Origin of the sequence: Micromonospora sp. NPDC047074 (assembly GCF_040643815.1) — a bacterium.
Taxonomy (GTDB): Bacteria; Actinomycetota; Actinomycetes; order Mycobacteriales; family Micromonosporaceae; genus Micromonospora.
Genome location: NZ_JBEYVB010000023.1, coordinates 72,683 through 89,269 on the forward strand (window position 1 = coordinate 72,683; position 16,587 = coordinate 89,269).

Annotated in this window: 3 protein-coding genes and 1 pseudogene; 2 read left to right on the top strand and 2 right to left on the bottom strand. The window is 78.2% G+C overall.

What is annotated here, in order from left to right; translation table 11 throughout:
* Together ABZ809_RS23625 and ABZ809_RS23630 are read right to left on the bottom strand one after the other, a co-directional pair.
* A complete protein-coding gene (locus ABZ809_RS23625) occupies positions 1–1,038 on the bottom strand; it encodes a 3-dehydroquinate synthase family protein (protein ID WP_357564748.1) in 1,038 nt (345 codons plus the stop codon).
* Entirely contained in the window at positions 1,035–1,937 is a 903-nt protein-coding gene (locus tag ABZ809_RS23630) for a hypothetical protein (protein ID WP_357564749.1), read from the bottom strand. Before ABZ809_RS23630 ends, ABZ809_RS23625 begins: the two co-directional genes overlap by 4 nt.
* 233 nt (positions 1,938–2,170) lie before the next feature.
* Between ABZ809_RS23630 and ABZ809_RS23635 the strand changes: the two are divergent.
* Together ABZ809_RS23635 and ABZ809_RS23640 are read left to right on the top strand one after the other, a co-directional pair.
* A pseudogene (locus ABZ809_RS23635) lies at positions 2,171–3,610 on the top strand (class I adenylate-forming enzyme family protein); the annotation flags it as partial.
* Between the two features lie 316 nt (positions 3,611–3,926).
* A partial coding sequence (locus tag ABZ809_RS23640) for an SDR family NAD(P)-dependent oxidoreductase (RefSeq protein WP_357564750.1) occupies positions 3,927–16,587 on the top strand: 12,661 nt, incomplete at its 3' end.

The window sequence follows — 16,587 nt, forward strand, 5'->3', positions numbered from 1 at the left end:
TCACATTCCGGTGAGGGCGGCGCGGACGGCGTCCTCACCGACGTCGGCGACCAACTCGGGGCCGGCCGGCCCGTCCAGCACGAACGACAGGCCGGAGGTCGACTTCTTGTCGAGCCGCATCAGCGCGACCAGGTCGTCGTGGTCGACGCCCGGCGGCAGCGCGGTGTCCAGGCCGTAGCCGGCGACCACCTCCGCGTGCTCGGCGACCCGTGCGTCCGGGATCCGGCCCAGCAGCCCGGCCAGCCGGCCCACGAAGACGGTGCCGACGCCCACGGCCTCGCCGTGCCGCACCCGGAAGTCGGTGGCCCGTTCCAGGGCGTGCCCCAGGGTGTGGCCGTAGTTCAGGATGTGCCGCAGGCCGGCGTCGCGTTCGTCGGCCGCGACCACCGACGCCTTCAACGCGACGCACGCGGCGATCTGCTGCGGCGTGGGCCGGTCGCGCAGGTCGGGCGCGCCGATGAAGTGCGCCCGGGCGATCTCGCCGTAGCCGTTGCGCCACTCGCGCGCGGGCAGGGTGCTCAGGTGCTCGGTGTCGCACAGCACCGCCCGGGGCTGCCAGTACGCCCCGACCAGGTTCTTGCCCTGCGGCAGGTTGACCGCTGTCTTGCCGCCCACGCTGGCGTCCACCTGGGCCAGCAGCGAGGTCGGCAGGTGCACGACCGGCGTACCCCGGTGGTAGAGCGCGGCGGCCAGCCCCACCACGTCCGTGGTGGTGCCCCCGCCGCAGGAGACCACGACGTCCGCGCGGGTCAGCCCGAAGTCGGCGAACTCCCGGCACAGCCGCTCCACCGTGGCCAGGGTCTTGTCGTGCTCGCCGTCGCGGGCCGGCACCACCAGGTGCGGCACCCCCGGGTCGGGGGTCCACTCCGGCGGCCGGGCCGTCACGACCACGGCCCGGCGGGCGCCCACGCGGGCCACCTCCTCCGGCAGCCGGTGGCGCACCCCGGCGCCGACCCAGATCGGGTAGGAGCGCTCGGCCAGGTCCAGGTCGATCCGGTGCGGCTCGTCGGTGCCGGCCTGGTCGGTGCTGGCGGTCATGTCGGTACCTCCCGTGGGGTCGTCCGGGCCCCCGCCGCCGCCCGCTGTCGCGGCACTTTCGCCCGGGTGGTGGCGCCGGGCGTGGCCGGGTGGCCGTCGGGAGGGACCGGGGGGTCGGGAGGCGACAGCACCAGCGCGCCGTCGCGGAGGATGGCGAGCCGCAGCGCCATCGCGGCGAGGGCGTCGACCGCCGGGCCGATGCCCAGGCGCCGCTGGGTCAGCCGGGCGTGCTCGGCGAGCAGCCACGTGCGGGGGGCGCCGCTGGAGCGGCAGTCCTGTGCGGTCAGGTCCCGGACCGCGTTCAGGTAGCGGTGCGCGGCGGCGGCCCGGCCGGGGGTCATGGCGAGGTGGGTGGCGGCCAGCACCAGCTTCTCGGCCTCGGCGTCGGCCTGGGCGACGAGGTCGCGCCGCTGCGCCCCGGTGAGCGACCCGCTGCTGTCCTGCCAGTGCAGGAACAGGAAGGCCGCCCGGTCGGCGGCCGGGACCAGGTCGACCAGGTGCCCCAGGTGCAGCACGGCGACCGGCAACTCGGCGTCGGCCGGGACGGCACCGTCGGCCAGTACCGCCAGGGCCAGTTCGCTGCCGGCCTGGGCGAGCGGACCGCCCCGGGCGGTGTCCCGCACGGCGTACGGGTCGGGGAGGCCGGACGTCACCGATGCCGGCCCCGGGTGGGCGCGCAGGCGGCGGTCCACCTCCCGCAGCCCCGACCGGCCGGCGTGGAAGCCGAGGCTGAGCCCCGGCCCGCCCGGCCGGTCGAAGAACCAGCCCGCCCGGGGGTCGTGCCGGCGTACGGCGGCGACGAGGTCCGGCAGGACGGTGCGGACGAGTTCGGTGACGCGCTCGTCCGGGCACCCGCCGGCCGCGACGGTCAGGCGGGCGAACAACCAGGAGCGTTCCAACGCTGGCACCTCGACTGAAGGGGCGGATCGAACGCGGACGCGACCGGCCACGCGGTCGCCCCATCATCGGCCCGGCCACGGCCGGACAGCGACGCCCTGGCGACGGAATTGGGGACGACATAGGGGGTGGCAGGGGTAGGTCGCCGCCCCGCTGCTCGGAAGACTTGTGCCGTTACGGCGAGCGAGGTCTACGCCGCGGATGAGGATTCTCGCCGACGGACGGATGTGGTGAAATGCCTTTCAGCGACCTGGTCCAGCCGTTGCCCGGTCTGCTCCGGGCACACGCCGACCGGTTCGGGGACAAGGTCGCGTTCCGTGACGCCCGCTCGGCGGTCAGCTACGCCGAGCTGGAGACGCGGACCCGACGGCTGGCCGGCCACCTGGCGGGCCTGGGCGTCGGCCGGGGCGACCGGGTCGCGCTCTACCTCGACAACTGCGTCGAGATGGTGGAGAGCTGGCTCGCCGTCACCCGGGCCGCGGCGGTGGGCGTACCGCTGAACCCGCGCAGCACCGACGCGGAGCTGGCGCACCTGCTCGACGACTGCGGCGCGGTCGTCGTGGTCACCGACCCGCACCACGCGGAGCAGGTGCTGCGCCTGCGCGGCGGGCGGCAGCTGCCCCGGGTCGTCGTCACCGGCGACGAGCCCGCGCCCTGGGACACCGTCGCCTACCGCGACCTCGTCGGCGCCGACGCGCCCGCGGCGGCCCGCGACGACCTGGGGCTCGACGAGGTCGCCTGGATGCTCTACACCTCCGGCACGACCGGCCAGCCCAAGGGGGTGCTCTCCACCCAGCGGTCCTGCCTGTGGTCGGTGGCCTCCTGCTACGTGCCGATCCCCGGGCTGTCCGCCGAGGACCGGGTGGTCTGGCCGCTGCCGCTGTTCCACAGCCTGTCCCACATCGGCTGCGTGCTCAGCGTGACCGCGGTCGGCGCCACCGCGCGGATCGTGGACGGCTTCTCCGCCGAGGACGTGCTGCGCGCCGTCGAGGCGGACTCGGCGACCTTCCTGGCCGGCGTGCCGGCCATGTACCACCGGCTGGTCGACGTCGCGCGGGAGACCGGCTTCCGGGCCCCGGCGCTGCGGATGTGCCTCGTCGGCGGGGCGATCACCACGGGCGCGCTGCGTCGCTCCTTCGAGGAGGTCTTCGACGCGCCGCTGCTCGACGCGTACGGCAGCACGGAGACCTGCGGCTCGATCTCGATCACCCGGCCCGACCTGCCCCGCGTGGAGGGCTCCTGCGGGCTGCCCGTGCCCGGCCTGGAACTGCGGCTGGTCAGCCCGCAGACGGGGCTGGACGTGCCCACCGGCCGCGAGGGCGAGGTGTGGGTACGCGGCCCCAGCCTGATGGTCGGCTACCACGGGCAGCCGGAGGCCACCGCCGCCGCGCTGCGCGACGGCTGGTACCGCACCGGCGACCTGGCGCGGCGCGACGCCGACGGCAACGTCTTCGTCACGGGCCGGCATCGGGAACTCGTCATCCGGGGCGGCGAGAAGATCCACCCGGCGGAGGTGGAGGAGGCGCTGCGCGCCGTGCCCGGGGTGCGCGACGTGGCGGTCACCGGCCGTCCGCACGACGTGCTCGGCGAGGTGCCGGTGGCGTTCGTGGTGCCCGGCCCCGACGGCTTCGACCCGGACACCGCGTACGCCGTGTGCCGGGAGCGGCTGTCGTACTTCAAGGTGCCGGAGGAGCTGTACGAGGTCGCGGCGGTTCCCCGTACCGCCTCCGGCAAGCTGGCCCGGCGACTGCTGCTGCGGCAACCGGCCCGGTTGCGCGCGGTCGGCGCCGGCCAGCACGACAACCTGCGCCGCCTCACCTGGCTGCCGCTGGAGCTGACCGATCCGCCCGCCGCGCCCGCCGGGTCGGCACCGGCGGCGGCCGCCACCCCGTCGCCCGCGCCGCGCCGCTGGGCGCTGGTCGGCGACGGGGCGGAGCCGCTGCGGGGCGTACCGGGCCACCCGGTCGCCGGCCGGCACGCTGCGCGCGGCCGTGGCCGCCGGCGCCGACCTGCCCGACGTCACGGTGCTGCCCGCCCCGCCGGTCGACGGCGCGGCCGGCAGCCGGCCCGTGGTGCGGCTCGCCGCGGAACTGCGGGACTGGCTGGCCGACGCGCACCTGTCCGCCGGCCGCCTGGTGCTGCTCACCTCGTCGCCCGGGACGGCCGGCGAGGTCACCGACGACCCGTGGACCGCCGCGCTGTGGGCGGTCGGCCGCTGCCTCCAGGTCGAGCATCCCGACCGGCTGGTGCTGGCCGACGTCGACGACGACGACCGTTCGGCGACGCTGCTGCCGGCCGTGGTCGACTCCGGCGCCGCGCAGGTCGCCGTGCGGGTCGGCACGGCCCACCACCCGGTCCTGGCGGCGCTGCCCGCCACCGCCCCGGCCGTGCCCGGCGCGCTGCTCGACCCGGCCCGGACGGTGCTGGTCGGCGGCGTCGACGGCAGCACCGGTGCGGCGGTGGCCCGGCACCTGGTCGGCGCGCACGGCGCCCGCCGGCTGCTGCTGGTCGGCACCGCCCCGGACCACCCGGGCCGCAGCGCCCTCGTCGACGAGTTGACCGCCGCCGGGGCGGACGTCACCGTGCGGGTGCCGGTCGCCGACCCGACCGACCCGGCCCCGGACCCGGCGGACCCTGGCCGGGGCCTGCTCGACGCACTCGCCCACCCGCTCGGCGCGGTGGTCCTCTGCGCCACCGACAGCGACCTGGCCACCGAGGCGGACGCCGACCGCCTGCGGGCCCTCGCCGACGCCCTCGACGCGGCCACCCGCGACGCCGACCTGGCCGCGTTCACGCTGGTCACGCCGCTCGCGTCGCACCTCGGCTCGGCCGGCGGGGACGTCGCCGCCGCGACCACCGGCGCGCTGCACGCCCTGGTCCGCCGCCGCCGGGCCGCCGGCTCGCCCGCGCTGCTGCTCGGCGTCGAGGCCACACCCGAGATGGCGTCGACGTCGGCCGGGCCGACGCCGGGCGTGCTCACCGCCGCCACGGCGGCCCTCGACGTCGCCCCCGACGCCGACACCGACCTGCTGCTGGCCGGGGACCTCGCCCCGCACGTCCGCGCCCACCCCGCCTGGCGGGCCGCCGACGACACCCCGGCGGCCGACGACGACGGGCAGGCCGCCGCCGACCTGCGGCGCCGGCTGGCCGGCCTGACCGCCGCCGAGGCGTCCCGGGTGCTGCTCGACCTGGTCCGCACGCTCACCGCGCGCATCGCCGGGCTCGCCGGACCGTCCGCCGTCCGGCCCGCCCGGGCCTTCAAGGAACTCGGCTTCACCTCGGTCAGCGCCGTCGCCCTCCGCGACCACCTGGACCGGGCCACCGGGGTACGGCTCTCGGCCACCGCCGCCTTCGACCACCCGAGCCCGCAGGCTCTCGCCCGGCATCTCGGCAGCCGGCTGCTCGGCGGCACGTCCGGCACCGCCGCCCGGGCCGCGTCGACCGCCGCCGCGAGCGAGGACGACCCGGTCGTCATCGTCTCCATGGCCTGCCGGCTGCCCGGCGGGGTGGGCTCCCCGGAGGAGCTGTGGCGCCTGCTCGACGAGGAGCGGGAAGGCCTCGGCGAGTTCCCCCGGGACCGGGGCTGGGACCTGGCGAACCTGTTCTCCGACGACCCGGACCGGCCCGGCACGTCGTACGTGCGCACGGGCGGGTTCCTGGCCGGGGCGGGGGAGTTCGACGCCACGCTGTTCGGCATCAGCCCCCGCGAGGCGCTGGCCATGGACCCGCAACAGCGGCTGCTCCTGGAGAGCTCCTGGGAACTGCTGGAACGCGCCGGCATCGACCCCGGTTCGGTACGCGGCACCGACGTCGGCGTGTTCACCGGCGTCATGCACCACGACTACGCCGCAAACCTGCGGCAGGCGCCACCCGGCACCGAGGGCTACCTGGGCGTGGGCACCGCCGGCAGCGTGGTCTCCGGCCGGGTGGCGTACGCGCTGGGCCTGGAGGGGCCGGCGGTCACCGTCGACACCGCCTGCTCGTCCTCGCTGGTCGCCCTGCACCTGGCCGCCCGGGCGCTGCGCGCCGGGGACTGCTCGCTCGCCGTCGCCGGTGGCGTGGCGGTGATGGGCACCCCGCAGGCGTTCGTCGAGTTCAGCCGGCAGCGTGGGCTGGCGCCGGACGGCCGGTGCAAGGCGTTCGCCGACGCCGCCGACGGCACCGGCTGGTCCGAGGGTGTCGCCGTGCTGCTGCTGGAACGGCTCTCCGACGCGCGACGGCGCGGGCACCCCGTGCTCGCCGTGCTGCGCGGATCGGCGATCAACTCCGACGGCGCGTCGAACGGGCTGACCGCGCCGAACGGCCCGGCGCAGGAGCGGGTGATCCGCCGGGCGCTGGACGCGGCCGGGCTCGGCTGCGCCGACGTGGACGCGGTGGAGGCGCACGGCACCGGCACCCGGCTCGGCGACCCGATCGAGGCGCAGGCGCTGCTCGCGACGTACGGGACCGGCCGGCCCGACGACGCGCCCCTCTGGCTCGGCTCGCTGAAGTCCAACCTCGGGCACGTCCAGGCGGCGGCCGGCGCGGCCGGGGTGATCAAGATGGTGCTGGCGATGCGGCACGGCGTGCTGCCCCGCACCCTGCACGTCGACCGGCCCACCGGCGAGGTCGACTGGTCGGCCGGAGCGGTCCGGCTGCTCACCGAGGCCCGGCCCTGGCCGGAACCGGCCCGCCCACGCCGGGCCGGCATCTCGTCCTTCGGCATCAGCGGCACGAACGCGCACGTCATCGTCGAGGCCGCCCCGGTCACGCCGGACGCCGCCCCGCCGGTGGCCGACGCGGAGCCCGGCAGCCCCGTGCCGTGGGTGCTCTCCGCCGCCACCGACGAGGCGCTGCGCGGCCAGGCCGCCCGGCTGCTCACTCACCTGGACCGCACCGACCCGCCGCCCCGCCCCGTCGACGTCGGCTTCTCCCTGGCCGCCGGCCGGGCCACGCTGGAGCACCGGGCCGTGCTGGTCCCGGCCGACCTGGCCCAGGCCCGCGCGGCGTTGACCGCGCTGACCCGCGGCGACGCCGACGAGGCGCCCGGTGCCCGCGTGGTGACCGGGCGGGTGGTCGACGGTCAGCTCACCCTGATGTTCGGCGGGCAGGGCGGCCAGCGGCCCGGGATGGGCCGCCAGCTGCACGCCGCGTACCCCGTCTTCGCCGCCGCGTTCGACGCGGCCTGCGCCGAACTCGACCGTGGCCTCGCCGGGCACGCGCCGCACCCCGTCGCGGAGGTGGTCTTCGCGCCCGAGGGCACCCCCCTGGCGGCCCTGCTGGATCGGACCCTCTACACCCAGCCGGCCCTGTTCGCCGTCGAGGTCGCCCTGTTCCGGCTGCTCGAATCCTGGGGCGTACGCCCCGACGCCGTCCTCGGCCACTCCGTCGGCGAACTGGTCGCCGCCCATGTCGCCGGGGTGTTCTCCCTGGCCGACGCGGCGACGCTGGTCGCCGCCCGGGCCCGCCTCATGGACGCGCTGCCCGACGGCGGCGCGATGGTCGCCGTGGAGGCGAGCGAGGAGGAGGTGGCCGCCCACCTGACCGGGCGGGTCGGCCTCGCCGCCGTCAACGGCCCGCGCGCCGTGGTCGTCTCCGGCGACGAGGACGCCGTGCTCGCGGTGGCGGCGACCCTGCGGGCCGCCGGCCGCCGGACGAACCGGCTCCGCGTCTCGCACGCGTTCCACTCGCCCCGGATCGAGCCGATGCTCGACGAGTTCACCCGGGTCGCGGCGGGCGTCGCCTTCCACACGCCGGACCTGACCGTGGTGTCCAACCTGACCGGTCACCCCGTCGAACCGGCCCGGCTCTGCTCACCCGGCTACTGGGCCGAGCACGTGCGGGGCACCGTCCGGTTCCTCGACGGCGTCCGCGCCCTGCGCCGGCAGGGCACCGGCACCTTCCTGGAGATCGGGCCGGGCGGCGTGCTGACCGCGCTGGGCCGCGACTGCCTGGCCGACGAGGCCGACCCCGCCGACGAGGCGGCCTTCGTACCGGCCATGCGCACCGGCGGGGACGAGCCGGCGGCGCTGCTGGCCGCCCTCGGCGAGCTGCACGTACGCGGCCACCAGGTGGACTGGGCCCCGCTGTTCGGTGCCGGCCCGCGCCGGGTCGACCTGCCCACGTACGCCTTCCAGCATCGGCACTACTGGCTGCCGGTCGGGGACGCCCCGGCCGGAGCGGTCGGCGCCGGCCTGGTCGCCGTCGACCACCCGATGCTCGACGCCGTCCTGCCGGTCGCCGGCACCGAGCGGCTCGTCGGCACCGGCCGGGTCTCCGCCGCCACCCAGCCGTGGCTGGCCTCCGGGCCCGCGGACGGGCCGACGCTGCTCTCCGGCGCGGCCCTGCTGGACCTGCTGGGCCACCTCGGTGACCGGCTCGGCGCCCCGACCGTCGAGCGGCTCGGCACCGCCGATCCGGTGGTGCTGCCCGCCGAGCTGGCCGTCGACCTCCAGGTCGCGGTGGACGACCCGGACGAGCGGGGCCGCCGCGCCGTGCGCTGCCACGCCCGCGCCGGCGACGGGGACCCGTGGCGGATCGTCGCCGAGGGCGTCCTCGCCCCGGCCGACCCGGGTCTCGCTCCGCCCGTCACCGCCGCGCTGCCGCCGGGCGGGCCGGGCGGCACGTCCTGGCCGCCCGCCGACGCCCGCCCCGTCGACCTCGACCACCCCCGGCACCCGGCGGGCACCGACCCCGCCGTCCGCGCCGCCTGGCTCGCCGGGGACCGGCTCTACGCCGAGGTACGCCTGCCCGACGACGTCCGGGACCCCGACGCCGAGCGGTGGCGGGTGCACCCGGGCGTGCTCGACGCCGCGCTGGCCCTGCTCCCGCTCGCCGACCACGCGGAGCCGGCCACCGGGCACCCCGCCGACGACGGGACGCGCCGGCTGCCGACCGACTGGTCGGGCGTACGCGTGCACGCCGTCGGCGCGTACTCGCTGCGGGTCTGCCTGGCCCCGGCGGGCGGCGACGCGGTGACGCTCAGCGCGGTCGACGACGCGGGCGCCCCGGTGCTCGACGTCGACCGGGTGGTGCTCCGCGTGGCCGAACCGGCGCCCGACGCCGTCCGCCCCGCGCCGGGCGGGCTGCACGTCGTCGACCACGTGCCCGTGCCGGCGCCGGTCGCCGCACCGGCCTGGACGCCGGTCGACGCGATCCCGCCGGCCGGGCCCCTGCCGGCGCTGCTCGTGCTGCGCGTCGGCGACGGTGACCCGGCGCGACCGGTGCCCGACCGCGCCGACGCCGTCGGCCTGGACACCCTGCGTACGCTCCAGGGCTGGCTCGCCGACCCCCGGTCGGAGAGCACCCGGCTGGCGGTCGCCGTCCGCGCCGACGACCCCGTGCACGCCCCGGTGACCGGGCTGGTCCGGGTCGCCCAGGCGGAGCACCCCGGCCGCCTCCTGCTGCTCGCCGCCGACCACCTCGACGACGCGGCGATCCGGGTGGCGCTGACCGCCGACCCCGACGAGCCGGAGGTGCGCGTCCGCGACGGCCGGGCCCTGCTGCCCCGCCTGCGCCCCGCCGACCGCCCCGCCGACGCCACCACCGGACTGCCGGGCCTGGCCGGCGGAACCGTGCTGGTCACCGGCGGCACCGGCGGCGTGGGCCGCTGGGTCGCCGCCCACCTCGCCACCGCCCACGGCGTCACCGAGTTGGTGCTGCTCAGCCGGACCGGCGAGCCGGCACCCTGGATGGCCGAGTTGGAGGCCGCCGGCACCACCGTCCGGGTGGTCGCGGCCGACGTCGCCGACCGGCCGGCGCTCGCCGGGATCGTCGCGTCGCTCGCCGACCGGCTGGTCGCCGTGGTGCACGCCGCCGGGGTCACCGACGACGCCCTGCTCGGCGACCTGGACCGGGGGCGCTGGGAGCGGGCGCTGCGGGCCAAGGTGCACGGCGCCTGGCACCTGCACGAGCTGACCGAAGGTCTGGACCTGGCCGCCTTCGTCCTGTTCTCCTCCGCCTCGGCCACCTTCGGCTCGCCCGGCCAGGGCAACTACGCGGCGGCCAACGCCTTCCTCGACGCCCTCGCCGCGCACCGGCGCGCCCACGGCCTGGCGGCGACCTCCCTGGCCTGGGGACTCTGGGCGGAGGAACGCGGCATGGCCGGCCGGCTGACGGAGGCCGACCTGGCGCGGCTCGCCCGGGGCGGCACCCGCCCGCTGGACGTGCCGACGGGGCTGGCGCTGCTGGACGCGGCGCTGCGCGTCGACCGGCCGGCGCTCGTCCCGATCGGGCTCGACCTCGCCGCGGTCCGCGCCGCCGGGGAGGTGCCCGCGCTGCTGCGGGCCCTGCTGCCCCCGTCGCCCCGCCGCGCGGTGAACGCCGACGCGGCACCGGGCTCGGCCACCGGGTTCGCCGACCGGCTGGCCGCGCTGGGCGAGGCCGACCGCGGCCCGTTCCTGCTGGAGCTGGTCCGCGCCCGGTGCGCCACCGTGGTCGGCCACGACGGGGCGGAACAGATCGACCCCCGCCGCCCGTTCCGGGAGATCGGCTTCGACTCGCTGATGGCCGTCGAGCTGAGCAACCGGCTCACCGCCGCCACCGGGGTGCGGCTCGCGGCGACGGCGGTCTTCAACCACCCCACCCCGCAGGCGCTCGCCGACCACCTGGCGGCCCGGCTGCTCGGCACCGCCCCGGCCACGGCGACCGACACCGTCGTCGCCACCACCGACGAGCCGATCGCCGTGGTCGCCATGGCCTGCCGGTTCCCCGGCGGCATCGGCTCGCCCGAGGAACTGTGGCGGCTGCTCGACGCCGGTGACGACGTCATCGGCGACCTGCCCACCGACCGGGGCTGGCCGCTGGCCGACCTCTACGACCCGGTGCCGGGCCGGCCCGGCCGGTCGTACGTGCGCTCCGGCGGCTTCCTCGCCGGGATCGCCGACTTCGACGCCGCGTTCTTCGGGATCAGCCCCCGCGAGGCGCTGGCCATGGACCCGCAGCACCGCCTGCTGCTGGAGACGAGCTGGGAGGCGCTGGAACGGGCCGGCATCGACCCGGGCAACCTTCGCGGCAGCCGCACCGGCGTCTTCGCCGGCACCCACGGCCAGGACTACGCCGACCAGGTGCGCCCCGGCGCCAGCTCCGACGACGGCGAGACCACCGCCGACGAGGGCCACCTGCTGACCGGTACGGCCGGCAGCGTGCTCTCCGGCCGCGTCGCGTACGCGCTGGGGCTGGAGGGGCCGGCGGTCACCGTGGACACCGCCTGCTCGGCGTCGCTGGTCGCGCTGCACCTGGCGGGCCAGGCGCTGCGGCAGGGCGACTGCGACCTGGCGCTGGCCGGCGGCGTGTCGGTGATGTCCTCCCCGGCCGGCCTCACCGGGTTCAGCCGGCAGCGTGGCCTGGCCGCCGACGGCCGGTGCAAGGCGTTCGCCGAGGAGGCCGACGGGTTCGGCATGTCCGAGGGCGTCGGCGTGCTCGTGGTGGCCCGGCTCTCCGAGGCCCGCCGCCGTGGCCTGCCGGTGCTGGCGGTGCTGCGCGGCTCGGCGGTGAACCAGGACGGCGCGTCCAACGGCCTGACCGCCCCGAACGGCCCCTCCCAGGAGCGGGTGATCCGGGCCGCGCTGGGCAGCGCCGGGCTGACCGCCGCCGACGTCGACGTGGTGGAGGCGCACGGCACCGGCACCGCCCTCGGCGACCCGATCGAGGCCGAGGCGATCCTCGCCACCTACGGGCAGCGGCCCGCCGACAGCCCGCCGCTGCTGCTCGGCTCGGTCAAGTCGAACCTCGGGCACACCCAGGCCGCCGCCGGCGTCGCCGGGGTGCTGAAGATGGTGCTCGCGATGCGGCACGGCCGGCTGCCCCGCACCCTGCACGCCGAGCGGCCGACCTCCCGGGTCGACTGGTCCGCCGGGGCGGTCGAGCTGCTGACCGAGGCCCGCCCGTGGCCCGTGGCCGACCGGCCGCGCCGGGCCGGGGTGTCCTCGTTCGGCATCAGCGGCACCAACGCGCACGTCATCGTCGAGCAGGCGCCGGAACCCCTCGACGCGCCGGCCCCGACCGGCGCGCCCGCGCAGGGCCAGAGTCATCCGCCGGCCCACGGTCACGCGACGAGCCACGCGCCCGCGACGGCCGAGGCAGGCGTTCCGGCTGCCGGGGAGGCGCCGGCCCGCGCGCTGCCGTGGCTGCTCTCCGCGCGTACCCCCGAGGCGCTCGCCGGGCAGGCCCGCCGGCTGCGGGACCACCTGGCCGGGCACCCCGACCAGCGGCCGGCGGACGTGGCCTGGTCGCTGGCCACCACCCGGGCCACCTTCGACAGCCGGGCGGTGCTGCTCGGCGCGGACGGGGCGGCGGTCGCCGCCGCCCTCGACGTGCTCGCCGACGGTGGCACCGCGCCGAACCTCGTCCGGGGCGACGCCGGCCGCACCGGCCGGACCGTCCTCGTCTTCCCCGGCCAGGGCGCGCAGTGGGCCGGCATGGGGCTGGACCTGCTGGACCAGTCGCCCGTCTTCGCCGAGCGGCTGGCCGCCTGCGAGGCCGCCCTGCGCCCGCACGTCGACTGGTCGCTGGCGGACGTGCTCCGGCAGGCGCCGGGCGCGCCCACCCTGGACCGGCTCGACGTGGTCCAGCCGGCCCTCTTCGCGATCATGGTGTCGCTGGCGGAGCTGTGGCGCTCGTACGGCGTGCGTCCCGCCGCCGTGGTCGGCCACTCCCAGGGCGAGATCGCCGCCGCCTGCGTCGCCGGGGTGCTCTCCCTGGCGGACGCGGCGAAGGTGGTGGCCCTGCGCAGCCAGGCGCTGCGGGCCCTGGCCGGGCACGGCGCGATGGCGTCGGTGGCGCTGCCGGCGGAGACCGTCCGCGCGCGCCTGGCCGGCCGGGGCGACCGGATCGCGGTGGCCGCCGTCAACGGGCCCGCCGCCGTCGTGGTCTCCGGCGACCCGGTGGCCGTCGAGGAGCTGCTCGCCGAGCTGGCCGCCGAGGGGGCCCGCGTCCGCCGGATCGCGGTGGACTACGCGTCCCACTCCGCCCACGTGGAACGGATCCGCGACGAGCTGCTGGCCGCGCTGGCCGACGTCGACCCCGGCCCGGCCGCCGTGCCGCTGTTCTCCACCACCGACCTGGACTGGCTGGCCGGCCCCGAGATGGGCGCCGAGTACTGGTTCCGCAACCTGCGGCAGCCGGTCGAGCTGGAACAGGCCGTCCGCGCCCTGGCCGACCAGGGCCACGACGCCTTCGTCGAGTGCAGCCCGCACCCGGTGCTGACCGTCGGGGTGCAGGACACCCTGGAGGCGCACGGCGCGGAGGCCGTGGTCGTCGGCTCGGTGCAGCGCGACCTCGGCGACGTCGACCGGTTCCTGCTCTCCCTGGCCCACCTGCACGTGCGCGGGGTGCCCGTGGACTGGCGGCCGGTCTTCGCCGGGGCCCGCCGCGTCGACCTGCCCACGTACGCCTTCGCGCACCGTCGCTACTGGCCGCGGGTGACCGCCGGCCCGGGCGACGTGGCGGCGGCCGGGCTGGACGCGCCGGAGCACCCGCTGCTCGGCGCCTCGGTGGCGCTCGCCAACTCCGGCGGGCACCTGTTCACCGGCCGGCTCTCCGGCACCGCCCAGCCGTGGCTGGCCGACCACCAGGTGACCGGGACCGTGCTGGTGCCCGGCACCGGGCTGGTGGAACTCTGCCTGCGCGCCGGCGACGAGATCGGCTGCCCGGTGCTCGACGAGCTGGTCATCGAGGCGCCGCTGGCGCTGCCCGCCGACGGCGCGGTGCAGGTGCAGGTGGCGGTGGCGGCGGCCGACGACAGCGGCCGGCACCCGGTGACCCTGCACTCCCGGCCCGCCGACGCGCCCGACGGCACCCCGTGGACACGACACGCCGCCGGCCTGCTCTCCGCCGAGCCGGCGTCGCCGCCGGCCGCCCCGGAGCAGTGGCCCCCGGCCGGCGCCCGCCCCGTCGAGCTGACCGACTTCTACCCCCGGCTGGCCGCCGACGGGTACGCGTACGGGCCGGCGTTCCAGGGGCTGCGCGCGGTCTGGACCAGCGGCGACGAGGTCTACGCCGACGTGGCCCTGGCCGAGCCGGAACGCCCCGACGCCGCCCGCTTCGGGCTGCACCCGGCCCTGCTGGACGCCGCCCTGCACGCCGCGCACTTCGGCGGGCTCGCCGAGGCCGACGCGGACCGCCTGCTGCTGCCGTTCGCCTGGAACGGGGTGACCCTGCACGCCGCCGGCGCCACCGCGCTGCGGGTACGGGTGACCCGGGTGGGGCCGCACGCGTTCGCGCTGACCGCCACCGACCCCGTCGGCGAGCCGGTCGCCGAGGTGGCCTCGCTGGCCATGCGCGCGATCTCCCGCGCCGACCTGGCCGGCGGCGACGACCCCGCCGTGGCCGACTCGCTGTTCCGGGTGGAGTGGACGGCACTGGCACCGCCGGACCGGGTGCCACCGGTGCGGGTGGTGACCGTCGGCGTGCCCGCCGGCCCGTTCCCTGGGCACCCCGACCTGGCCGACCTGGCCCGCGCGGTCGACTCCGGCGCCGAGCCGCCGGACGTGGTCCTCGCCGCCGTCGGCACCGGGCCGCTCGCCGGGCCATCGGCCGAGCGGGCCCAGGACGCGAACCGCGCCCGGCGGGTCGCCGGCGAGGCGCTGGCGCTGGCCCAGGCGTGGCTGACCGACGAGCGGTGGGCCGCCGGCACGCTGGTGCTGGCCACCCGGGGCGCGATGGCGGTGCACAGCTCCGCCGAGGTGACCGACCCGGCCGCCGCGACCGCCTGGGGCCTGGTCCGCTCCGCCCAGTCGGAGCACCCGGACCGGATCGTGCTGCTCGACACCGACGGCGCGCCGCTGGACGCCGACACCGCCGCCACGGTCGTCGCCGCCGGGGAACCACAGGTGGCGGTACGCGGCGGCGGCGTACACGTGCCCCGCCTCGCGCGCTGCGCCCCGGCCGACGCGCTCACCCCGCCGGTGGGCGAGCCGGCCTGGCGCCTCGACGCGCCGACGCGGGGCAGCCTGGAGAACCTGGCGCTGGTCGGCACGGACGCCGCCGACGTGCCGCTGGGCCCGTACGACGTGCGGGTCGACGTCCGCGCCGCCGGCCTGAACTTCCGGGACGTGCTCAACGCGCTCGGCCTCTACCCGGGCGACCCGGGTCCGCCCGGCGGCGAGGCGGCCGGCGTGGTCACCGAGGTCGGCGCGCAGGTGACCGACCTGCGCCCCGGCGACGCGGTGCTCGGCGTCTTCGTCGGCTGCTTCGGGCCGGTGGCCGTCACCGACCGCCGGCTGCTGGTGCCCAAGCCCGACCGGTGGAGCTGGGCCCAGGCCGCGGCGGTGCCGGTGGTCTTCCTGACCGCCTACCGAGGGCTGGTCGACCTGGCCGGGCTGCGGGCCGGCGAGGCCGTGCTGGTGCACGCCGCCGCCGGTGGTGTCGGCATGGCCGCCGTGCAGCTCGCCCGCCACCTCGGCGCCGAGGTCTACGCCACCGCCAGCCCCGGCAAGTGGGACGCCCTGCGCGCGATGGGGCTGGCGGAGACCCACGTCGCCTCGTCGCGCACGCTCGACTTCGAGCAGCGGTTCCTCGCCGCCACCGGCGGGCGCGGCGTCGACGTGGTGCTCGACTCGCTGGCCCGGGAGTTCGTCGACGCCTCGCTGCGGCTGCTGCCCCGGGGCGGCCGGTTCGTCGAGATGGGCAAGACCGACCTGCGCGACCCCGCCCAGGTCGCCGCCGACCACCCGGGCGTCACCTACCAGGCGTACGACCTGACCACCGTCGACCCGGAGCGGATCCAGGGGATGCTGGTCGAGCTGATGCGGCTCTTCGCCGACGGGGCGCTGACCCCGCTGCCGGTGGCCGCCTGGGACGTGCGCCGGGCGCCGGAGGCGTTCCGTTACGTGAGCCAGGCCCGGCACGTCGGCAAGGTGGTGCTCACCATGCCGCGCGCCTGGGCGCCGGACGGCACGGTGCTGCTCACCGGCGGCACCGGCCTGCTCGGCGGGCTGGTCGCCCGCCGCCTGGTCACCGGGCACGGGGTGCGCAGCCTGCTGCTGGCCAGCCGGCGCGGGCCGGACGCGCCCGACGCGGCGGAGCTGGCCGGGGAGCTGGAGGCGCTGGGCGCCACCGTCACCGTGGTCGCCGCCGACGTGTCCCGCCGCGACGACGTAGCCCGGCTGCTCGCCGCCGTGCCGGCCGGGCACCCGCTGACCGCCGTCGTGCACCTCGCCGGGGTGCTCGACGACGGGGTGGTCACCGCGCTCACCCCGCAGCGGCTCGACACCGTCTTCGGCCCCAAGGTGGACGCCGCCGGGCACCTGCACGAGCTGACCCGGGACCTGGACCTGGCCGGGTTCGTGCTCTTCTCGTCCGGCGCCGGGGTGTTCGGCGTGCCCGGCCAGGGCAACTACGCCGCCGCGAACGCGTACCTCGACGCGCTGGCCCACCAGCGTGGCGGCGCCGGCCTGGCGGCGCAGTCGTACGCCTGGGGGCTCTGGGCGCAGGCCAGCGGCATGACCGCCGGCCTGGACCGCGCGGACCCCCGGATCACCGCCCGCGACGGGCAGCTCGCCCTCGACTCCGACCTCGGGGTGGCGCTGTTCGACGCCGGCCTGCGGGTGCCCCGGGCCGACCTGGTGCCGACCCGGATCGACCTGGGCGCGCTCGACGGGCGCGGCGACGACGTGCCGGCGCTGATGCGCGGCCTGGTCCGGCGGCAGCGGCCCCGGGCGCGGGCGGCGGCGG

What these genes read in the sequence shown, in the direction of transcription:
- ABZ809_RS23625 (WP_357564748.1), bottom strand. Translation starts at nt 1,038, where the DNA reads ATGACCGCCAGCACCGACCAGGCCGGCACCGACGAGCCGCACCGGATC.